Origin of the sequence: Enterobacter sp. SES19 (assembly GCF_011765665.1) — a bacterium.
In the GTDB taxonomy this organism is placed as follows: Bacteria; Pseudomonadota; Gammaproteobacteria; order Enterobacterales; family Enterobacteriaceae; genus Enterobacter; species Enterobacter pseudoroggenkampii.
Genome location: NZ_CP050320.1, coordinates 2,679,014 through 2,700,954 on the forward strand (window position 1 = coordinate 2,679,014; position 21,941 = coordinate 2,700,954).

Annotated in this window: 19 protein-coding genes; 4 read left to right on the forward strand and 15 right to left on the reverse strand. The window is 55.1% G+C overall.

All coding sequences use genetic code 11. The features are described 5' to 3' along the window. Positions 1-44 precede the first annotated feature (44 nt). Positions 45-1,661 carry a peptide ABC transporter substrate-binding protein gene (locus GXP72_RS12725; protein WP_208762959.1) on the reverse strand — a complete coding sequence of 539 codons (1,617 nt, stop codon included), beginning with the start codon at positions 1,659-1,661 and terminating at the stop codon, positions 45-47. Between the two features lie 185 nt (positions 1,662-1,846). On the opposite strand from GXP72_RS12725, the gene mpaA reads away from it, so the two are divergent. Beyond that, positions 1,847-2,560 carry a murein tripeptide amidase MpaA gene (gene mpaA / locus GXP72_RS12730; protein ID WP_208762960.1) on the forward strand — a complete coding sequence of 238 codons (714 nt, stop codon included), beginning with the start codon at positions 1,847-1,849 and terminating at the stop codon, positions 2,558-2,560. Here mpaA and ycjG read toward each other — a convergent pair. After that, on the reverse strand, positions 2,551-3,516 hold the full coding sequence (gene ycjG / locus GXP72_RS12735) for an L-Ala-D/L-Glu epimerase (RefSeq protein WP_208762961.1): 966 nt from the start codon (positions 3,514-3,516) through the stop codon (positions 2,551-2,553). The two genes, mpaA and ycjG, sit on opposite strands and share 10 nt — an antisense overlap. A gap of 107 nt (positions 3,517-3,623) precedes the next feature. Between ycjG and tpx the strand changes: the two genes are divergently transcribed. Beyond that, entirely contained in the window at positions 3,624-4,130 is a 507-nt protein-coding gene (gene tpx, locus GXP72_RS12740; RefSeq protein ID WP_023335907.1) for a thiol peroxidase, read from the forward strand. A gap of 275 nt (positions 4,131-4,405) precedes the next feature. After that, positions 4,406-5,614 carry an aldose 1-epimerase family protein gene (locus GXP72_RS12745; protein WP_208762962.1) on the forward strand — a complete coding sequence of 403 codons (1,209 nt, stop codon included), beginning with the start codon at positions 4,406-4,408 and terminating at the stop codon, positions 5,612-5,614. Positions 5,615-5,651: 37 nt separating this feature from the next. Here GXP72_RS12745 and tyrR read toward each other — a convergent pair whose 3' ends face one another. From tyrR to GXP72_RS12760, 3 genes are all read right to left on the reverse strand, one after another. Further along, positions 5,652-7,193, reverse strand: a complete 1,542-nt coding sequence (tyrR, locus tag GXP72_RS12750; protein WP_148768895.1) for a transcriptional regulator TyrR — start codon at positions 7,191-7,193, stop codon at positions 5,652-5,654. Between the two features lie 112 nt (positions 7,194-7,305). Next, on the reverse strand, positions 7,306-8,358 hold the full coding sequence (locus tag GXP72_RS12755; protein WP_208762963.1) for a YcjF family protein: 1,053 nt from the start codon (positions 8,356-8,358) through the stop codon (positions 7,306-7,308). Continuing rightward, positions 8,355-9,752 carry a YcjX family protein gene (locus GXP72_RS12760; RefSeq protein ID WP_024907152.1) on the reverse strand — a complete coding sequence of 466 codons (1,398 nt, stop codon included), beginning with the start codon at positions 9,750-9,752 and terminating at the stop codon, positions 8,355-8,357. The genes GXP72_RS12755 and GXP72_RS12760 overlap by 4 nt, the downstream gene beginning before the upstream one ends. 155 nt (positions 9,753-9,907) lie before the next feature. Between GXP72_RS12760 and GXP72_RS12765 the strand changes: the two genes are divergently transcribed. Continuing rightward, entirely contained in the window at positions 9,908-10,918 is a 1,011-nt protein-coding gene (locus tag GXP72_RS12765) for a LacI family DNA-binding transcriptional regulator (RefSeq protein ID WP_024907151.1), read from the forward strand. Positions 10,919-10,952: 34 nt separating this feature from the next. Here the strand turns inward: GXP72_RS12765 and GXP72_RS12770 are convergent, their stop codons facing one another. From GXP72_RS12770 to GXP72_RS12815, 10 genes are all read right to left on the reverse strand, one after another. Next, on the reverse strand, positions 10,953-11,867 hold the full coding sequence (locus GXP72_RS12770; protein WP_208762964.1) for an OmpG family monomeric porin: 915 nt from the start codon (positions 11,865-11,867) through the stop codon (positions 10,953-10,955). 66 nt (positions 11,868-11,933) lie between these two features. After that, positions 11,934-13,016, reverse strand: a complete 1,083-nt coding sequence (locus tag GXP72_RS12775) for an ABC transporter ATP-binding protein (RefSeq protein ID WP_157189291.1) — start codon at positions 13,014-13,016, stop codon at positions 11,934-11,936. A gap of 13 nt (positions 13,017-13,029) precedes the next feature. After that, positions 13,030-13,695 carry a beta-phosphoglucomutase gene (gene pgmB / locus GXP72_RS12780; protein ID WP_208762965.1) on the reverse strand — a complete coding sequence of 222 codons (666 nt, stop codon included), beginning with the start codon at positions 13,693-13,695 and terminating at the stop codon, positions 13,030-13,032. Then, positions 13,685-15,964, reverse strand: a complete 2,280-nt coding sequence (locus tag GXP72_RS12785; RefSeq protein ID WP_208762966.1) for a glycoside hydrolase family 65 protein — start codon at positions 15,962-15,964, stop codon at positions 13,685-13,687. Before GXP72_RS12785 ends, pgmB begins: the two co-directional genes overlap by 11 nt. Continuing rightward, a complete protein-coding gene (locus tag GXP72_RS12790; protein WP_090418156.1) occupies positions 15,958-17,016 on the reverse strand; it encodes a Gfo/Idh/MocA family oxidoreductase in 1,059 nt (352 codons plus the stop codon). Before GXP72_RS12790 ends, GXP72_RS12785 begins: the two co-directional genes overlap by 7 nt. A gap of 11 nt (positions 17,017-17,027) precedes the next feature. After that, a complete protein-coding gene (locus tag GXP72_RS12795) occupies positions 17,028-17,816 on the reverse strand; it encodes a sugar phosphate isomerase/epimerase family protein (protein ID WP_090416713.1) in 789 nt (262 codons plus the stop codon). A 17-nt stretch (positions 17,817-17,833) separates the two neighbouring features. Next, complete coding sequence (locus GXP72_RS12800) at positions 17,834-18,886, reverse strand: zinc-binding alcohol dehydrogenase (protein ID WP_208762967.1); 1,053 nt, start codon at positions 18,884-18,886, stop codon at positions 17,834-17,836. A gap of 28 nt (positions 18,887-18,914) precedes the next feature. Further along, entirely contained in the window at positions 18,915-19,757 is an 843-nt protein-coding gene (locus tag GXP72_RS12805) for a carbohydrate ABC transporter permease (RefSeq protein ID WP_023335920.1), read from the reverse strand. Then, complete coding sequence (locus GXP72_RS12810) at positions 19,744-20,625, reverse strand: sugar ABC transporter permease (RefSeq protein WP_208762968.1); 882 nt, start codon at positions 20,623-20,625, stop codon at positions 19,744-19,746. The genes GXP72_RS12805 and GXP72_RS12810 overlap by 14 nt, the downstream gene beginning before the upstream one ends. 22 nt (positions 20,626-20,647) lie before the next feature. After that, entirely contained in the window at positions 20,648-21,940 is a 1,293-nt protein-coding gene (locus GXP72_RS12815; RefSeq protein WP_024907143.1) for an ABC transporter substrate-binding protein, read from the reverse strand. Between the last annotated feature and the right edge of the window lies 1 nt (position 21,941).

Below are 21,941 nucleotides of genomic sequence, written 5' to 3' on the forward strand. Positions count from 1 at the left end.
ACTCCGCGCCAGTTCTGGATTTGGTAGTAGTGAACCCCTGGGCGTCAGTGTTTCTCAATATACATTGTCCGGCTATACGCCACGTCTTCCGGGTTTTTGATGGGGTAGCCCTTCACCCAGGGCTTAATCAGACGACCATTGGTGTACTGATAAATTGGCGCGATGGGCGCTTTCTCCATGAGGATTTTCTCCGCCATGTTGTAATCCGTATTACGCGCTTTCGCCGTGGTTTCCAGCGTTGCCTGGTTGATAATTTTATCGTAGGCTGGGTCATTGAAACGCGAGATATTGCCGCTGTGGGTTGAGGTCAGCAGGGACAGGAAGGTCGATGGCTCGTTGTAATCGCCTACCCATGACGCGCGGATCACATCAAAATTGCCGGTATTACGGCTGTCGATATAGGTTTTCCACTCCTGGTTTTGCAGCTTGACGTCCACACCGAGATTTTTCTTCCACATTGACGCCACCGCAATGGCGATTTTCTGGTGGTTTTCCGAGGTGTTGTACAGCAGGGTCAATTTCAGCGGACGCTGAGGACCGTAACCTGCGGCCTGGAGCAAGGTTTTCGCCTGAGCATTCAGCTCCTGCTGTGACATCTGCTCGAACGGTGAAGGTTCAGGCGTGAAGCCCGCCGTCACGTCAGGCGTGAAATGCCAGGCCGGCTTCTCACCGGTACCTAATACCTTCTCCGCCATAATGCGGCGATCGATGGTCATGCTCAGGGCAAGACGAACCCGGGCATCGGCCGTCGGGCCCTTTTGCGTGTTAAACGCGTAGTAGTAGGTTCCGAGCTGAGGCGGCGTATATACCTGTCCCGGAATGTCCTTCAGGAGCTTCTGATACATGTTTTTCGGGAACGATTCGGTGATATCAATATCCCCCGCCAGATAGCGTTTGGTGGCGGATGATTCCTGATTGATCGGAATGAAGGTCACTTTTTGCAGGACAGTTTTCGCATTGTCCCAGTAGTGGGTATTCGGAACGACAACCAGTTTTTCATTCACCACGCGGTCGTTCAGGACGTATGCGCCATTGCCCACCAGGGCACCCGGACGCGTCCACTCTTTACCGCTTTCAACGTTCGCTTTTTGTACCGGATAGAAGGCAAAGTTTGCCGTCAGGTTGCTGAACCACGGTAGCGGTTTGTCCAGCTGGACGCGTAAGGTTCTGGCATCCACCGCCGTCACGCCCAGGGTGTCAGGCGCCGCTTTACCATCGATAATGGCCTGCGCGTTGTTGATACCCGCCAGCGCCGCAAACCAGGCAAACGGAGACGTGGTTTTCGGGTCAACCAGACGCTGCCAGCTGTAGACAAAATCCTGCGCGGTGACGGGCGTACCGTCAGACCATTTCGCGTTGTCACGCAGGGTAAACGTCCAGATACGGTTATCGTTGCTCTGCCAGCGCGTCGCCACGCCCGGAGTGAGCTCCCCTTTCTCGTTCTGATTCACCAGCCCTTCGAAAAGATCGCGAATCACCTGAATCTCGGGCAACCCCACCGCTTTTGCCGGATCGAGCGAGGCAGGTTCGTCTTTAATATGCCTGACCAGCTCCTGTTTTTGCGCCAGTACCGTGCCCTGCGGCACATCAGCAGCGTATGAGAGTGTAGAGAGCCCGCACAGACACAGTGCGGTAAAAAGACGCGAAACAGGATGCTTCATAAGATCCCCTTTAATAAATTCAGGTAACAAGCAGATGCGTAATTATTTGTTTCGACAATAAGAAATGCAAATAACTTACGCCTGAATAGTGATTTAAGGCAATTCTCAGCCGTTACGGAAACTATTTGATTAACAGCGGCTTTTGCACAACACTGCCAGTAGAGATTTTTTTATCAGGATTTCGTATGGCAACCACCCGACCACGCGCGGAACGCGGCGCCTTTCCTCCGGGCGCGGAACAATATGGCCGCTCATTTTTAGGCGCATCGCTGATCTGGTTCCCGGCACCCGATGCCGATCGCGACAGCGGTTTGATCATTGCCGGCACGCACGGTGATGAGAACTCGTCTGTCGTCACGCTCTCGTGCGCGCTGCGGACGCTGACGCCGTCATTACGACGCCATCATGTGATTCTTGCCGTGAATCCGGATGGCTGCCAGCTTGGATTACGGGCAAATGCGAGGGGGATCGACCTGAACCGTAATTTCCCGGCGGCAAACTGGCGCGCCGGAGAAACGGTGTATCGCTGGAACAGCTCAGCCGAGGAGCGGGACGTGGTGCTGCTGACGGGAGACAAGCCCGGCTCGGAGCCTGAAACGCAGGCGCTGTGCCAGCTTATCCATAAGATCCACCCCGCCTGGGTTGTCTCCTTCCACGATCCGCTGGCCTGCATTGAAGATCCGCGTCACTCCGACCTGGGCGCGTGGCTGGCACAGGCTTTCGGCCTGCCGCTCGTCACCAGCGTGGGGTATGAAACACCCGGATCATTCGGAAGCTGGTGTGCCGATTTGAGCCTGCCCTGCATCACCGCTGAATTCCCGCCGATATCCTCCGACGAAGCCAGCGAAATTTACCTAAAAGCGATGATGGAGCTTCTGCGCTGGCAGCCTCAGAGATGAAGCACGCCGCTGGTAAATTTAAGGGCCGGTGAAACGTCAACCGCCAGCCACGTCGGGCCATCCAGATCGGCGAAACGAACTTGGTTGACCAGCGGCAGCGCCGCGCCGATCGCCCGGGAGGTGCAGAGCATGCATCCCAGCATCAGGGCGACCCCCTGCGCCCGGGCTTCCGCTGCAAGGGCCAGGGCTTCTGTCAGTCCGCCTGCCTTGTCGAGCTTGATATTGACCATCTCATAGCAGCCCTTAAGCTCGCTCAAATTTTCGCGGGTGTGGCAGCTTTCATCCGCGCACACGGGCAACGGATGGATAAAATTCTTCAGCGCTGCATCCTCTTTTACCGGCAGAGGCTGCTCCAGCATCGCTACGCCCAGATCGGCCAGCAGCTGGCATCGTGCGGCCAGCCCCTCGGGATGCCACGACTCGTTGGCGTCCACAATCAGCGTGGCTGAGGGTACCGCCGAGCGAATAGCGACCATCCGCTCGCTGATCAGACGATCGTCGAGCTTCACTTTTAACAGCGTGGCCCCGGCGTCATAGAGCGCTTTCGCACTGGCGGCCATTTGCTCCGGCTCACCAATCACGACCGTCTGCGCCGTCACGATCGATTCCGGCACGACCACACCCAGCAAGGACGTCAGCGATTTTTGCTGCTTAGCGGCTTCAAGGCTCCAGAGCGCACAGTCGATGGCGTTGCGCGCCGCCCCGGCGGGTAAACGCTGCTGTAACGCCTCGCGCGTGAGACCTTTTTGCAGGTCAGGCACCAGGGTCATGATCTGCGCCATCACCGACGCAGGACTTTCTCCGTAGCGCGGGTAAGGCGTACATTCCCCGACGCCTTTCATACCCTCTTCTTCGATTTCAACTACGACCACGCTGGCTTCACTTCGGCTGCCGCGAGAGATCACAAACGGGGTATGCAATGGCCAGGCTTCTTCATAGACCTTAACGCTTCTCATCACTGACTCCTTGCGGCCCGGTAAGGCGAAAAATTTGGTTTGCCGTGTTATCCGCTGATGGCATACACTAGCCCCGACGTTAACTATATGTAAACAGGAAGATATCTATGTCACAACTCGTTCATTTCCAGGGCAACCCGGTTGCTGTAGCAGGTTCCATTCCGCAGGCTGGCAGCAAAGCGCAGGCTTTTACTCTGGTGGCTAAAGATCTGTCTGACGTCACACTGGCTCAGTTTGCGGGCAAACGCAAAGTACTGAACATTTTCCCAAGCATTGATACCGGTGTTTGTGCCGCATCCGTGCGTAAATTCAATCAGCTGGCGACTGAAATGGACAACACCGTTGTGCTGTGCATTTCCGCTGACCTGCCGTTTGCCCAGTCCCGTTTCTGTGGTGCCGAAGGCCTGAGCAACGTTATTACCCTCTCCACCCTGCGCAGCGCAGATTTCCTCGAGAAATATGGCGTCAGCATTGCTGAAGGCCCACTGAAGGGTCTGGCAGCACGTGCTGTACTGGTTCTGGATGAAAACGACACCGTCGTCTTCAGCGAACTGGTTAACGAAATCACCACCGAGCCGGACTACACTGCCGCGCTGGACGTGCTGAAAGCATAATAAGTCCTTAGCATTCTATACAACTTATTCTCAACCTCGCTGCGGCGGGGTTTTTTATTACTTCAAAGCTGAATCGTTAAAGCTTAAATGCTCGTAAGTCACATTAATCATGCAATAACTTAGGCAATATGTAACATGAGCGTGATCAATAACGCATAATAATCGTTAAAATTCCCTATTTTCATCCCCAGTGAAGCACATCACATTTCCCTTTTTGTCTAAACATTAGATTTGCTTACGAAAGAAAATAATCGTTTCAGCAAAAAGGATAATATATGAAGATTAAATTCGCTTTTACGCTCCTTGCGGTCCTGATTTCTGGTCATGCTGCGGCTAAAACCTGGGTGCTGACAAGCGCTGAAAGCAGCGTAGAGAAAGGAAACTGGAAGATTTCCAGTGACGAGCTGAAAGTTAAGAATCAAACGTTCAGCATTGAGCAAAAAGTCTTACATGGCGGCAAGCAGGAAGGCAGCAAAGTCATCATTATTAGCAGCAAAGATGGCCTCACCATCACCCTGAGCCCGACCCGCGGGATGAACCTTCTGCACGTAGAAGGCTTTGGCACCCGACTGGGTTGGAATTCCCCCGTCAAAGAGGTCGTGAACCCGGCTTATATCAATCTTGAAAGCCGCAACGGTCTCGGCTGGCTGGATGGTTTCAACGAGATGATGGTGCGCTGTGGCTATGAGTGGACAGGGCACCCGGTCACCGCGGACGGGCAAATTTATACCCTGCATGGCAGAGCCGGTAATACACCGGTATCGCAGGTAGAGGTCGAGGTTGCGGATGCCGCTCCGCATGAGATCCGCGTTCGGGGTTTGATCAAAGAGAGCACGTTCAAAAAAGCGGATCTGCAAACCATGACCGAACTGCGCTACGTCCCCGGAACCAACCAGTTCAGCCTGCATGATGTTCTGACCAACCATGCAGATTACCCTCATGATTACCAAATCATCTATCACAGCAACTTCGGCACGCCAATCCTCGAAGAAGGCGCCCGATTCCTTGCGCCTGCGGTGAGCGTGAGCCCATTCAATGACTACGCCAAAGCGGGCATTAACGACTGGCAAACCTACGCCGGGCCGACAAAGGGCTTTGATGAGATGGTCTTTAACATTAAACCGCTCGCAGACAACAACCACGAAACGCTCGCGGCAGTGGTCAACAAAGCCGGAGATAAAGGCGCATCAATCCAGTTTGATACGCGCCAGCTGCCTGTGCTGACCTTATGGAAAAATACCGACACGCTGAAGCAGGGTTATGTCACGGGCATCGAACCGGGTACCAGCTACGCCTACCCCGTGACGATTGAACGCGAGCAGAAGCGGGTTAAGCAGCTGGAGCCAGGCGCCAGCGCGCAGTTCGATCTGACCTATACCCTGCTGCACAGCCCGCAGCAGGTGAAAGACATCGAAAGCAGGATTGCGTCGATACAGGGAGAGACAAAAACAGAAATCGTTAACACGCCGATGGCGAAGGAATAAACGTAAAGTAAAAAGCCTCTTTGCAGAGGCTTTTTTGTTATTCGTCACCTTTCTTATGATTCAAACCGTACTCACGCAGCTTATTCGCGATTGCGGTGTGCGAGACGCCAAGACGTTTTGCCAGCTTGCGGGTGCTGGGATAGCTGCGGTACAGCTGCGTCAGCACAGAACGCTCGAAACGGCTGGTGATATCGTCCAGCGACCCTTCCATCGCCTCTTCGCCTACCGATACCGTTCCGGCATCGTAATCCGGCAGCAGGATATCCTGCGGGCGCAGCTCATACCCTTCAAGCTGGGTCAGCGCGCGATATACGGCGTTTTTGAGCTGACGAATGTTGCCCGGCCAGCCGTAGCGCATGAGCACCGTGCCAAGATCGGCAGACAGTTTCGGACGCGGCACCCCCTGCTCGTCGGCAAAGCGGGCGACGAACAGCTCCGTAAGCGGCATGATGTCCTGGGGGCAATCGCGCAGCGGCGGAATATTCAGCGTCAGGACGTTGAGGCGGTAATAGAGATCTTCGCGGAAGATCCCCTTTTGCACCAGTTCAACCAGGTTTTTCTGGGTGGCGCAAATGACGCGCACGTCCACATGCACTTCGTGATCCTCACCGACGCGGCGGAACGTTCCGTCGTTCAGGAAACGCAGCAGCTTAGCCTGCATACGCGGCGACATTTCGCCGATTTCGTCCAGCAGCACCGAGCCGCCGTTAGCCTGCTCGAAGAACCCTTTCTTGCCTTCCGGCGCGTGACCAAACAGCTCGCTTTCAACGGCATCTTCCGGAATAGAGGCGCAGTTAAGTGCCAGATAAGGCTTAGCCGCACGCGGACTCGCCTGATGCACGGCGTGAGCCAGCAGGTCTTTCCCGGTGCCGGTATCCCCGGTAATCAGCAGCGGCGCGGTCAGGCTTGCGAGCTTGCGCGCCTGATCAACCACATGGCGCATTTTCGGGCTGACGGCGATAATCTGGCTGAATGCGCCAACGTCCTGACTGGAGAGGTTTTGCAGCTGGCGACCCATGCGTAACGTCGAGCGCAGCATGATCACTGCCCCGGTCAACACTCGAGTATTCCCTTCTCCTTTCAGATAGACCGGCGTGATCTCCATCAGGAAATTCTGTCCGTTAATCACCACATGCTCGCTAAGCGTGTTCTGCGGATTGCTGTCCAGCCAGCGCTGGAAGTTAAAGCCGGGGATCAGCTGCGCGGCGTTATGATTGCTGAGCTTCTCCTGACTCTGCGCGAACAGCTGGCAGCTCGCGTGGTTAACGCGCTCAACTTTGCTCTTCAAATCCAGGGAGAGGAACGGCTCGGGCATGGCTTCCAGCAGCGCGCTCAGGGCCAGGTGCTCACGCTCAGAGGGCATCCAGGGAATGGTGCGTACATCCGTAACGCCAGCGATACGGCGGATTTCCGCCATCAGGCTGCTGAAGGTATTAAATTCAATTTCGGCAAAATTGAGGTAAATTCGCCCGACAGGATCGATCTCAATGCCACGTAAATCAATGCTACGTAAAACAAGAAGATCGAGTAATTCGCGGGTCAGACCGAGACGGTCTTCACAGAAGACTTCAAGACGCATGGGAAATTCACCGTTTTAAGCCAATAACAGTAAAATGATATGTCAGAACACGGTGATCCGGAAGATGGCTGTCAACAAATATTGACAGCCAGCACGATTAGTGAACAAAACCTCACGGAGCAGGTTTTTTATTGAGCGTCTCTTTGAGCTGGCCGATCAGCTCACGCCTGAAATCCCCCAGCCGGGGCTTATCGCCATCAATCCACGGCAGCGGACGGCAGACCTCCATCGCTTTAATTCCCAAACGCGCCGTTAATAATCCCGCGCCGATACCCTGAGCGGCACGGGCAGAAAGACGCGCCGCCAGATCCTGTGACATCCAGTCCATGCCCACTTCGCGCACCAGCTCACTCGCCCCGGCGAACGCGATATTGAGCAGGACCAGTTTGAACAGTCTGAGCCGACTGTAGTAACCCAGCTCTATGCCGTAAAGGTTCGCGATACGGTTGATCAGGCGCAGGTTACGCCAGGCGATAAAGGCCATATCGACCAGCGCCAGCGGGCTAACGGCAATCATCAGGGTGGATTCCGCCGCAGAACGACTGATCTCGCGTCGCGCCTGGGCATCCAGCACCGGCTGAACCATATGGGAGTAGAGCGTCACCACTTCCCGGTCATTCTGGGTTTCATGGATGGCGGCATACCAGCGTTGAAGCGCCGGATGCGACTGATCGATTCCGGCCTGGCTGGCCAGCTTTTCACAGAACGCGCGCCCTTTCCCGGTGCCGTGACTGTGGAGCAGATCCCGCGCTTCATCACGCTCGTGCGCGCGCTGGCGCAGACGCCAGAGTCGACGCCATTCGGTGGCAACCGACCCGACGCCAGCCCCCACTATCAGCGCGCCTGCGGCACATCCGCCCAGCGCCACCCAGTCCTGAGTATGCCAGGCATTCATCGTCCACTGCACGCCCTGACCCACCACGCTTACGCCAAACAGCGCCAGACCGGCGGTGACCATCCTGCGCCACAGGCTGCGTTTTGGACGCAGCGCGGCGTCCACGACCGCCTCCGCCGGACCATCCTCAACAACCGGCTCGTCCTGCAGCGCCGGGGCAAAGTTATCGGCCTGGGTACCGCTGAACGTCTGCGCCGTTTTGAACGCCTCCTGAGGGTTCTGCTCAAGCGTTCCGGTAAAGTCTATGCGCGGTTTTAACGGTTCCGTCATCGCAATTTATCTCCAATCAAAAACTCCAGCGCCGCATCCAGACGGATATGTGGTAATGGCCTGTCGACGCTCATTGCCTGCGGGCGGAAGGCTTCAAACTGGAAGCCCTGGTTCTGCCAGAAGGCCTGACCCGGCAGCCGCGCAGGCACTTCGCCCGGATACACGGTAAGCGGTTCACCGTCGCTGAGCCGGTTCCCGCGTAATGCCGGTATTTTCTCACCGTTAAGGTCAATCAGCCCGCTTTGCGTCGCCTGCACGGACGCGAGCCCAAGGCAATCCATGCCGATCCCTTCGAAGGCGGCGTTTTGCCAGGCGTCCTGCACCAGCTGCTGCAGCAGCGACACCATATTGGCATGCTGGTCGACCGTGACGTGATCGGCCTTCGTGGCCGCAAAGAGCAGTTTATCGATTACCGGTGAGAACAGACGGCGAAACAGCGTCCGCTGCCCGTAGTGAAAACTTTGCATCAGCTGCGTCAGCGCAAGACGCATATCGTTGAAGGCCTGTGGCCCGCTGTTGAGCGGCTGCAGACAATCCACCAGCACAATCTGGCGGTCAAATCGCAAAAAGTGGTTTTTATAGAATCCCTTGACCACTTTTTCACAGTAGTAATGGTAACGCTCACGCAGCATCCCGGCGTTAGTGTGCTTATCCGCCTGCGCCAGCGTCGACTCGCCCACCCCGTCCACATCCGGCCAGGGGAAGAACTGAAGCGCAGGCGCGCCCGCTAAATCACCCGGCAGAACAAATCGCCCCGGCTGAATGAAGTGTAACCCTTCCTGCTTGCACTGGTGCAAATACGCCGTCCAGGCGTCGGCAATGGCCGCCAGACGGTTTTCATCGGCCGGCGCAAGCGGGTCCAGACCTTCGCACAGCTGTCGCCATTTGGCCGACCACCCGGCGCGCTGCCCCTGCAACAGGCCCGTCATCTGGCGGGACCAGCTAAGGTAATCCTGCGCCAGCATCGGCAAGTCGAGCAGCCATTCGCCGGGGTAATCGACGATTTCCAGGTACAGCGTGGAGGTATCTTTGAAGTGGCGCATCAGGGATTCATTCGAGCGAAAACGCAGCGCGAGGCGAATTTCACTGACCCCTCGCGTCGGCGTCGGCCAGGTGGGCGGATCGCCATAGAGCTGCGCCAGCCCTTCGTCATAGGTAAAACGTGGAATACCAAAATCCCGCTGCGGGACGCGCTTCACGCCCAGCAGGCGTTCTTCCCGCACCGCGCTAAGCAACGGCAGACGCGCCCCGGCGTGCAGGTTCAGGAGCTGGTTTACCATCGCGGTGATAAACGCTGTCTTACCGCTGCGGCTCAGCCCCGTCACGGCCAGACGCAGATGACGGTCAACGCCACGGTTCACCAGTGAATTGATTTCGTTCTTAAGTCGCTTCATCGCCGTCCTTCGTTGCCTGGAAGCCTTGAATGCATGGCTTCAGAATACAATAAATGGGGGCAGATCGTTGATTATCAATTCTTATTTATTGCTATTGCCGTTTTCTCTCCAGTAAGATGAACGGCATTGCTGTCAGTCCGGAGTGAGTAAGGTGTATGTCACCCACCATCTATGATATCGCACGGGTTGCGGGCGTATCGAAATCAACCGTTTCCCGCGTTCTGAATAAACAAACCAATATTTCTCCCGAAGCACGTGACAAAGTGCTGAAGGCGATTGACGAATTAAATTATCAACCCAACAAACTGGCTCGCGCCCTGACCTCTTCAGGCTTTGATGCCATTATGGTTATTTCGACCCGTTCAACCAAAACCACTGCCGGTAATCCCTTTTTCTCCGATGTCCTTCATGCCATTACGGCTAAAGCGGAAGAAGAAGGGTTTGATGTTATTTTGCAAACCTCAAAAAGCAGCGAAGACGATCTGCTGAAATGTGTAAGTAAAATAAAACAGAAAATGATCAAAGGGATCATTATGCTGAGTTCACCCGCAAATGAATCCTTTTTCACCACGCTGGATGCATATGGCGTACCGGTAGTAGTTATCGGCAAAGTGGAAGGTGAGTATCAGAATATTTATTCCGTCGACACGGATAATTTTCATGACAGCGCCACGCTGACCGAAACCTTTATAAAAAACGGTCGGCAAAAAATTGCCTGTCTGCATGCGCCGCTTGATTATCATGTTTCGATCGATCGTCTGGCGGGTTATAAAGCCAGTCTGGAAAAGCACCGTATTGCCATTAACCCGGACTGGATCAGGGATGGCGGTTATACCCATGAGAGTGCGCTCGCGGCGGCTCTGGAACTGTTGTCGTCACCCACGCCGCCTGATGCGGTATTTGCGACCGACAGCATGAAGTTGCTCAGCCTCTATCGTGCGGCGGATGAGTTGAATCTGATGATCCCGGAACAGGTGGTGATAGCCGGATACAGCGACCCGATGCTGTCTCTCATTTTAACGCCCGCACCTGGCGGCTTTGATATCCCCACACGAAAACTGGGGGAAGAGAGCTGCGATCTTCTTTTCAGGCGTATTGCCGGTCAGCCCGCCCCGCAAAAAGTGCTGGTTGATACCCACTTTTTGTTGGCTGCTTCCCTTCGCTAAAACCAGGGGCTTAGTGCCCCTGGCGTGTCGTCGGTCAGAACGCGTAGTTTACGCCAACCCCCGCATAGTGGAAGCGGTCGTTTTCACCCTCGTCATGATTTTCCCACTCATAGGCGTATTCCAGCGTCATGGATAAACCGTTGTTGAAGTCATAGGCGTACTGCATACCCAGTCGGTTGAAATTATGCCCTTCACGCTCAGGATCGTCCTGCCAGTCCCAGTTCGTCCAGCGATCAAGTCCCAGTCGAGTGTAAGGCGTTAGGGTCGTCTGGCCCAATGAAATAGGCAGATAGGCGCGAATTTCCTGGGTGGAGAATTCACCGTTATTACGGGTACTGTCCATATTGAAGCCGCGCTCTAAATAGTAATTCACTTTAGCCACAAAGGTTTCGTTAATGGTCCATGTAAAGCCCGTTTCGGTTTCGACGCGGCTGTCAGCATAGCCGGTTTTTTCCAGATCGTTGGCAAACTGATACATGGCAAACCAGCCGCTAAAGCGCCAGTCATCGGTTAATTTAATGTCCCAGTCAGGCTGAATTTTGTAGCGCTGCATATTCGCGCTGCCGTCTTTGGCACCGTGTTCATCTTTAAAGTGATAACCATAATTTCGGAAACCACCGGTCAGACCGAAAGTAAAATCATCGGTTCCGATAAAGCGATAGCGTAATTCAAATTCAGGACGGTCAAAATAGGTTCCACGGGTCATACTGCTGTAATCAACCGGCCCCTCCTGATACATCGCCAGAGAAATAGTCCACGCATCCCAGGTTGCATTAAACCACACGGAGGGTTCATATAATCCATCTTTATCGTCGGCCTGACCTTCAACGTTTTCTATTTCATACATCGCGCCAATATTAAATTCCCACTGTTTAGCTGTTTCTGATGCTTGTGCGCAGCTAACCCCTGCGCACAGAACGAGCGCAGCACTTCTTAGTAGAGTACCCATTAAATATTCCCTTTATAATTTACAAACAAAAAAACCGGAAATTTGCATTTCCGGCGAACACCTTTCTTATCTAATAGCCGCTTCGGTTTCAGCGTCGAAGAAATGGCACTTATTCATATCGAACTGGATGTCGATATTATCCCCTGCAGCATAATCATTCGCGGCGCCTGCGCGAACCACCAGTTCATGGCCGCCAACGGTGGCGTAGAGCATGAACTCCGCGCCGGTCAGTTCGGCGACGCTGACTTTCGCCGCGATGTTTTCACCGCTGCTCTGCAGAGTGAGAATATCTTCCGGGCGGATGCCAAAGACCACGGCTTTGCGCTGATACCCTGCGGCATTCAGTGAAGCGAGCGTGTCTTCCGGGATCGCCAGACGCAGCGTTTCCGTGACGAAATAGCGGTCATCGATAGCGCCGCGAATGAAGTTCATGGCTGGCGAGCCAATAAACCCTGCGACAAACATGTTCGCCGGTTCGTTGTACACCTGCTTCGGGGCACCGACCTGCTGAATAATGCCGTCTTTTAAGATCACGATGCGGGTTGCCATCGTCATGGCTTCCGTCTGATCGTGGGTTACATAAATCATGGTGGTATTAAGCTTCTGGTGCAGCTTGCTGATTTCAGCCCGCATCTGCACGCGAAGCTTGGCATCGAGGTTGGAAAGCGGTTCATCCATCAGGAACACGCCCGCTTCGCGCACGATCGCCCTGCCCAACGCCACGCGCTGACGCTGCCCGCCGGACAGCGCGCCGGGTTTACGCTTGAGGTACTCCCGCAAGCCGAGGATCTGTGCCGCCCAGTGAACGCGCTCTTCGATAACCGCCGGGGCGATTTTCTGCATCTTCAGGCCAAACGCCATGTTGTCGTAGACCGTCATATGCGGGTAAAGCGCATAGTTCTGGAACACCATCGCGATATCGCGAGACTTGGCGGGCACGTCGTTCATGCAAACGCCGTCAATGACCAGTTCACCCGCGCTGATCTCCTCCAGACCGGCAATCATACGCAGCGTTGTGGATTTACCGCAGCCCGAAGGCCCGACGAAGACGATGAACTCCTTATCTTCGATTTCGAGATTGAAATCCTTAACCACGTGGACCTGGTTATCATAAATTTTCTGAATGTGTTTCAGAGACAGTTGAGCCATTGTTAATTCCTTATCAATACGTCCGGGATGCCCAAAACTCGGTCAGACATTTCCAGGTCAGTTCCCGCGTTGAATGAAGTTGTAATCCCGCATGGTCCAGGCCAGATCCAATCCCAACCGATAGCATTCCCGCCGCGTTGATCGCCTCAACGCCTGCAGGTGCATCTTCGATACCCATGGCCTCTTCAGGAAGCACATTCAGGCCAGCACAGGCGGCGAGGAAGATCTCCGGGTCAGGCTTCGAACAGATAATGAGGGAAGCATCGGCGCAAAAATCAAAAGCGTGCTGAATGCCCAGGGCGCGCAAGATGCCAGGGGCATTCAAGGAAACGGAGGCGAGCCCAATTTTGACGTTCGCCGCACGGATATCCGCCAGCACGTCGCGAATACCGGGAAGCAGTGAATCTTCCGTCAGTGACGCCAGAGACTGGACATAGAACGCGTTTTTCTTCGTCGCCAGCGCCAGGCACTGCTCATCGCTAAACGTTCCCTCTTTCCCGCCATGCTTCAGGATGCGCTGAAGGGAATCCATGCGGCTAATACCCTTCAGCTGTTCGTTAAACACTTCATCGATGGTGATGCCGATTTCCTCCGCCACTGCACGCCAGGCCAAAAAATGGAGGTGTGCGGTATCGGTGATCACACCGTCCAGATCGAATACAACAGCCTTAAGCGTCATGGTGCACCTCTGTGGTAGCGGTCCCATTCACAGATGTAAGAAAGTCCTTACAGGCACAAACTTTATGCCCCGATACGTGTAGCGTTTTGCCCCACAGCGTCAGCGTGACAGGTGCCGAAGCTTCAATGGTTAAAACCTCGTTTTCGTACGTAAAGCGCAGCGTGGCGTTCCGCCAGCGCAGGGGGAAAGCAAGTCTTCGCCAGTGGGCTGGCAACCTGGGTGCAAGGTGCAGCTCCCCTTCCACTATCTGCATGCCGGCAAAGCCCTGAATGACGCCGGACCAGATAGCACCCGTGGCCGCGGCATGAATGCCGTCGTCGCTGCTGTTCGGATCGTCGCCCAGATCGATAGCCACGCCAGCGCGCCAGAAGGCGTAGGCACCTTCGGTGTCACCACAGCGGGCGGTCACAATGCCGTGGATGGCCTTGCTCAGCGAAGAGTCATGGATTGTGCGGGGTTCGTAGAACGCCAGATTGGCGGCACACTGCTGCGGGGTAAACCGCTCCGGTAGTAGATAATTAAGCATCACCACATCGGCCTGCTTAAGAATCTGCATCTCGTTCACTTCCGCGCGGGAATAATCGAGCAGAATGGTCTGCTTACCCGCTTTGGCTTTGTAGCGGCTCAGATCGATGGCAGGTTTTGCCATGAAGGTATCATCCTGGGGGAGCACACCGTCCGCGTCAGCCTCTGGTAGCCATAAGCTCGCCAGGAACCGTGAGGCATTCTGCGTAAAACCTTCATCCTCGCGCCCAAACATCGCCATAAACTGGCGAGCGCAGGCGACGTTGTGCCAGGCCAGATAGTTGGTATAAGCGTTGTTGTTCACATGCTCGGTGTATTCGTCCGGTCCGATGACGTCATGGATTTCGAGACGACCATTGATTTCCGTTGCGCGGCCCATCCAGAACGCAGCGGTTTCCATCAGCAGCGTCAGACCTTCATTCCGCATAAAGGCATCATCGTGTGTCGCCTGCCAGTAAGCGACGACGGCCCAGGCAATGTCCGCCACGATGTGGTGTTCCGCCAGCGCAGAGGCCACCTTCTGGCGCGTGCCGGTTCGGATGTTGATAGCCGCGAACTCCGGCGTCTCCTCTTTGCCGCTCGCGGCGCTCTCCCATGGGAACAGCGCGCCTGGCCAGCCGTTGCGACGGGCTTTTTCCCGCGCCCCGGCCAGGTTCAGCCAACGATAGCGCAACAGGCTGCGGGCGGCTCGGGGCCGCGTGAAGAGATGGAAAGGCAGCAGGAAAATTTCGGTATCCCAGAAGACGTGGCCTTTATACCCCTCGCCCGTCAGCCCCTTGGCGGCGATACTGCTCCGCTCATCATGAGCAGGTGTCATGGTGGTCAAATGCCAGACGGCGTAATCCAGCGCCATCTGATCCTGATACTCCGCAGAGTCCACTTCCACCCGAGCGTCACGCCAGACCTCTTCCCAGGCATACGACGAACTCTCAAGCAATGCGTCGTAACCTCTTGCCGCACAGACCTTAAGATCGGCCAGCGCGTTGCGAGCGAAAGAGGCCTGCGACAGTGCTTTATCACTGCGATGCGTCACCCAGACGATCTTCTCTAACGTGACAGTGTCACCCTTCGCAATCGTCAGCGAATGATGAACGCTGAGACGACGATTTTTGGCGGTGAAACAGCTGTCGCTCTTCGCTGAGAGCTGACAATATGCCGAAACAACAACTTCTGACGCACGGTCCTGCGTTTCATACACGCCCTGCATGTATTGCTGGTCAAACACTCTGACCGACATTTCATCCAGATGCTGTCTGCCGCTGTTCGTTTGCGTTGCATCAATGCCGGTTTTCAGCACGGCCTGCGTGACATCATCAAGCGGTGTGATCGAAAGCTGCATGGCCACAAGCGGCAGCTGATCCAGAGAGACAAAACGACGACTCTCCAGGCGATAGCGCTTTCCGTTGGGGGAGCGCCAGACGACGCGGCGATGAAGTTCGCCGTTGGCAAACGCCAGCTCGCGCTGCCACTCGAGAATTTCGCCTGACAGGAGCGTGAAATTGACGCCATCCAGCTCAACGTCAATACCGGTGATATCCGGCAGATTGATCAGCTCAGTGGTCTCGTTACGACCCGCCTGATGATAGAGACCCGCAAGATACATGCCTCGGGTTTGCTGGGTGTAATCTTCTTCATGCGCAGCGCGGATCCCCATGTAGCCATTACCGCAGGCCATGATAGAGGCGTATTTATTCAGGCTGTGTGGACAAAAGCCCGGGTCGGTTAATACAGACACGTTTAGCATAAGGTCACGCTTTCCCCTGTTTCTGCTGATTCATACAGCGCGGCGACAAGCTGCTGGATAACCAGCCCCTGCTCCGCATCAGCTATCGTGACGGGCTCTCCCAGCACATGCCGTACGAAGGCATCCATACTGCGCTTATGACGCTGGTCGTCAGCTTCTTCACGCTGCGTGAGGGTGACTAAAACACCGCCTTCATCGTTGTAGATGTGCGCCGGGAACAGCGTAGCGCCCGCCTTTTCACCGCAGAATGCGACGTTCATGATCGATTGCTCACGGATATTGAGCGCAAACGACGTGTCGAGGCGCAGAATGCCACCGTTGCAGAACTCAATCGTGCCAAACAGGGCGTCCTCAACGGTAAACTGCGTGGGATCCCACTCGCCAAACTGGCCGCTGCTTTTACGGTTTCCCAGCTTCTGGAAGCCGTGTGCCGTCACCTTTTTTACCGCCGGGAACCCCAACACGTACATTGCGGCATCGAGCATATGGATACCGATATCAATCAGAGGCCCACCGCCCTGTAGCGCTTTGTTGGTAAAGACGCCCCAGCCTGGAACCCCGCAGCGGCGCAGCGCCTGGGCCGTGGTGTAATAAATTTCCCCCAACGCCCCCTTCATCACAGCCTCGCGAAGCAACTGCGTATCGAGAGCAAAACGATGGTGAAAATCATACGCCAGCACTTTCCCCGCCTTGCGCGCGGCCATGCGCATCCTATCGGCCTCCTGCGGCGTCATAGCAGGTGGTTTTTCACACATCACGTGGCATCCCGCTTCCAGCGCGGCCATGACGTGCTCGAAATGGAACCGGTTAGGCGAACAGACGCTCACCGCATCCGGCTTAACCGCCTCGAGCATCTCTCGCGTATCCTGCCACACCGAGGGAATACCATGACGCTTCGCAAACGCCCGAGCCTGTTCAGGATGGCTGTCCATGACAGCCACCATCTGAACATCACTGCGCGTGGCGTAATACGAGGCATGCACTTTGTCCGCGACCTGCCCGGCGCCAATGATGGCGACGCGCAGAGGCGAAGGTGTAGAAGCACTCATCACGCTCGTCATCCTTAGCATTCACGCAAATAAGTGAGGGAGTCCTGATAAGCCTGCGCCGGATCCTCGGCGCGGACACGGCACTCATACACCACGTAACCCTGGTAATTATCCGCACGCAGCTGATCGAACAGGCTGGCAAAATCGAGGCTACCGCTGCCCGGCTGATAGCGGTGATTATCTGCGATGTGCACATGGCCCAGCAGATCGCGGTGCTGATGCAGCGCATCCGTCAGCGAGTCTTCTTCGATGTTCATATGATAGAAATCGCCGATGATCTGCACGTGCTTCAGACCGTTCTCTTCGATATAGCGACGCGCATCAGCAAGGGTGTTGATCATATGATCCTGATAGCGGTTCAGCGGCTCCAGGTAGATGGTCGTCCCGGTGCGCGCCGCGACCTCATCCAGCCAGCGCAAGGAGGCGCTTACCGCGTTGCGGTCTCCTTCCAGGCTGCGTGGGGAGGTCATTGGCGGGAGGCGGAAGGTAAACATTCCCCAGGCAGCAGGCACGATAATGCCCTTGCCACCTACCTCAGCCAGCGCTTCCAGAATGCGTTCAATCTGCTTTAACCCGTTCAGACGACGTTCTTCGATGAAGTCGCCAATCCAGCCATCGTATCCACCGCAGGCCGTCGTCACCGGCAGACCGGTGGCTTTGATGGCCGCTTTTACCTCGGCGAGGTTTTCTACCAGCAGTCGGCCATCAATTTCATAGCCATCAAAACCCATCGCTTTGATGTACTCGAATTTTTCCATGATATTGGTCGGGAAAAAGGCCTGGTTTTGCGTTGCGATTTTCATGATTTGCTCTCCTTAGCTTAAAAAGTGACGCCCATTTTGATACTGAGTTCCGGGTGCTGATCGACATACGTCATGTAGCTTTCCGGGCTGGTGGTGAAGGTCACGACCGGGTCGATCAGATCCTCACAATTCAGATAGCCGTTCATCAGCAGTTCCCAGCATGTCTCTTCAATACGTTTACGGCTCCAGCGCGGGTAGTCCGGGTTGGGTTCGCTGCAGGCGCGGGAGAAGACAATCTTCGCGTTGTTGAAATGCGCTTCGCGGCCAAGGTTAAAGCCTTCCGCGAACGGTTTTGCGAAGGCTACGTAGGAGATGGTGCCGCCATAGGCAAGTCCGCGCAGCGCGGACTGCAGTGCATCTGCATAGCCGCTGGTTTCGATGATCACGTCCGCGCCCTGCTTCCCGGTCAGCTTTTTGATTTCCAGACCGACATCCGTGCCGATTGGGTTCAGACAGTGGTCTGCCCCATGACGACGGGCGATCTCGCAGCGGTGTTCAATAGGATCGACACCGATAACGACGGACGCCCCGGCTTTTTTGGCCAGCTGGACAGCAATCTGCCCAATCGCTCCCAGCCCCACCACGACTACAAAATCGCCGACCCGCACGTTGGCATCACGCACGCCGCTCATGGCGAACTGCGCTGGATCGTAGCAAACGGCGTTTTTCCAGGAGGCACCCTGCGGCATTTTGCGCAGCTTGTAGTTATTTACCGCGTTAACGATCACCGTTTCCTGCAGCGGTGCATAGCAGCAGACGCTGTCGCCGATTTGATATTCAGTGACGTCATCACCGCATTCGATAATGTCGCCAACAATCATGTTGCCCAGCTGGAACTTACCGAATTCGATCCCGCGGGCCGTACCCTCTTCACGCGGCGTGAACATCTGCCACTCCGCGTTGAACTCTTCATCGATAAACGGACTGGCGGCGCGGAAATCCACCACTTCGGTACCGTGTTTCGGCGCGCCAAAGCGGGCGCGAATTTTCACTTCATGAACCGCAACCGGACGATCTTCATATTCCACCAGCGCCGCCACACGAGGCGCTGTCGCAACTAATTTTTTCATGACTGACTCCTTGTTAAAATTGGCCGCCTCAGCCCTTCACGCCACCGGCGGTCAAACCACTTTTAATAAAACGTTCAGACAGGGCGTACATGATGACCACCGGAAGCGCCGTCACCAGCGATGCCGCCATCATGCGACCCCAGATATAATCTGGCGTGCTAAAGAGCGTGTTCAGCCCGACCGGCAAGGTGAAATTGCTGGCGCTGGACAGGAAAATGGACGCAAACAGGTAGTCGTTCCACGCCACCATGAAGCAGTAGACAAACACCGACACGAGCCCGGAAATCGCCAGCGGCACGGTGATGCGGAAGATGATTTGCAGGCGGTTCAGGCCGTCCATCATCGCGGCTTCTTCGATCTCGTCCGGGATGGTGTCGAAATAGCTGCGGAGCATGAACACCGCGGTCGGTAACGTTTGGGTCACCATGGTGATAATCAGCGCCAGCTCGGTGTCGTAGATCCCAAGGGCAGTGATGATTTTGAACAGCGGCACCACCAGCAATATCCCGGAGAACATGTAGACGGTGTAAAAACTCGCATTGATCGTCGTGCGGCCCTTAAAACGCAGTTTGGACAGGGCGTAGGCCCCCAGCGTGCCGAGAAATACGGCAATCACCGATGAGGTCAGCGACACCACCATGCTGTTTTTGAAGTAGTCCACAAACGGGAAAATCAGCGGGTTAAAGATGTCGACGTAATGCTGCAGTGTCCACGCCTGCGGCAATATGGTCGGGTTAAGCGATATTGCCTCTTTCGCACTCTTAAATGACGTCATTAGCATCACGAAGAACGGGAACAGCGTGATGACCAGAAACACCGCCAGCCCCAGATAAAAACCAATGCGGCTCAGTACGCGTTTATTTGTTGCCATTGAGGTTTACCCTTTTTCTGGTCAGCAGAATCACCGCGAAGATGATCACGAACAGCACGACGGAGATCGCCGCTGCTTTCCCCAAATCATTGAAAGCGAATGCCGTTTTGTAGAGGTAGACGCCCAAAATATCGACCTTGGTCGTCAACAGGTAGACATCCGCAAACATGTAGAACATCCAGATAGTGCGCAGCGTCACCACCGTTGCCAGCACCGGCATAATCGCGGGTAGCGTAACGATTCGAAAACGCTGCCAGGCATTCGCGCCGTCCATTTCCGCCGCTTCATACAGCGACTTATCAATGGTCTGCAAAATCGCCAGGAACGAAATGAACGCGTACGGGAAGTAACGCCAGATGGCGAACAGCACCACCAGTACAAAACTGCTGCCAGGATTGTCGAACCACAGCGGCGCCTGGTCATACAGATGCAGCAGGTCAACGCCCAGATAGTTCACAATGCCGTAGCCGTTGTTGAACATGTATTTCCATGCAAACACCAGCGAAATGGACGGCGTAACGTAGGACAGAATTACCAGTGAACGCGCCGTTTTCCGCATACGGAATTCACGGTTAAAGAAGATCGCAACAGCCAGCCCCAGCCCCGTGCTGCCAATCACCACCAGCGCGGTGTACCAGAAGGTCATCCACAGCGAGTGCCAGAAAGCAGCATCCCCGAGAATGCGGATGTAGTTATCGAGCCCGACGAACACCGCATCTATACGCGTGTTCAACGGCAGACGTAAGAAACTGATTTCAATATTGGAAATCATTGGCCAGGCCACCAGGCCACCCAGCAAAATCAGGCTGGGGGCCAACAGCAGCATGGCGAAAGGCATATCTGAACGACCAGAAAACAACGTCTTCATAATTTCCTTCCGCAGAGCGCTCCTATCGTTGTGAAATCAGATCAGTCAGTCGCTTCTGGCTGTCACTAAGCGTGTTGCTGAGATCTTGTTTACCTACCGTGACGTTATGCACCATGGAACTGATGATGCCGGACCCGGTTACATCGCCCATGCGGGTGAAGTTTTTGTCGCCCACGGCACCAAACACCTGCACATTTGGGAACTGCGCAATCAGTTCGTAAGGCAGTTGCCCAAACGCTTTAATCACATCGTTGTTTTTCCAGGTATCAGTACCCACCACCAGCTTGTTCACCGGCAGTGCCGCGCCAGGCGACATCATGACCCAGTCGGTTGCGTTTTGAGCCTGTTCCATCCAGGTCACAAACTTTTCAGCCGCCTGAGTTTCATCTTCGGTTTGACCGGTGGTAATCGTCAGCGACGTGACCATGCCGTAAACTGCAGAAGATGTTTCTGTTGGGACGACGAAGCCCAGGTTGGAAGGGTTTCCATCCTGGAAAACCGCCGGCAGGATGTAGGTGGAATAAACCGCCATCGGCGCAGAACCGTTCATGAAGGCATCTTTGATCTCCATGACGTCGTTTGAACCCGGCATGGTGGTCGCGGCCAGGGCTTTATAAAACGCCAGGGCCTTTGCCATTTCAGGGGTATCGATGTCGACGTTCCCTTTGGCATCAAAAACGTTCGCGCCGCCGGAAAGCGCAAACTGGGAGAATGCCTGCTCTGTCATCACGCTTTCCGCGGTGGGCAGCGCAATGCCGTAATGTTTTTTGGCCGGGTCGTTAAGGCTCTGGCTGGCTTTTAGCAGCTGTTCCCAGTTATGCGGCTCCTGGATACCCGCTGCAGCAAGCACATCTTTGTGATACCAGACGCCGGATAGCCAGGCACTGACTGGCACCCCCGTCCAGGCAGAACCATCTTCCGTACGCACAACGCGCAAGATGCCGTCATAGAAGGTGTTCTCGCCTACCGCTTTAATGGCTTCACCAATAGCTTTGCGATCCAGCAGCTGTTCCTTGTCCATGACTTTCGCGTAGTCATGACTGACTTCAATTACCTCAGGCAGTGCGCCCGTTCTGGCGAGCGTAATAACCTTGGTGTTGTAGGCATCCTCTTCTACCGGCACCTGTTTCACCGTGATGCCGGGGTTCTCTTTCTCAAATTTTTCGATCAGCTTCGTGATAACCGCCTGACGCTCCTGCTCGACAGATGAGTGCATAAACTCAATGGTGACAGCAGACTTTTTGTCATCCTTGCAGCCTGATAACAGGGCGCACGAAACCAGTGCTGATATCAGCACAATTCTGGGCATTTTCATT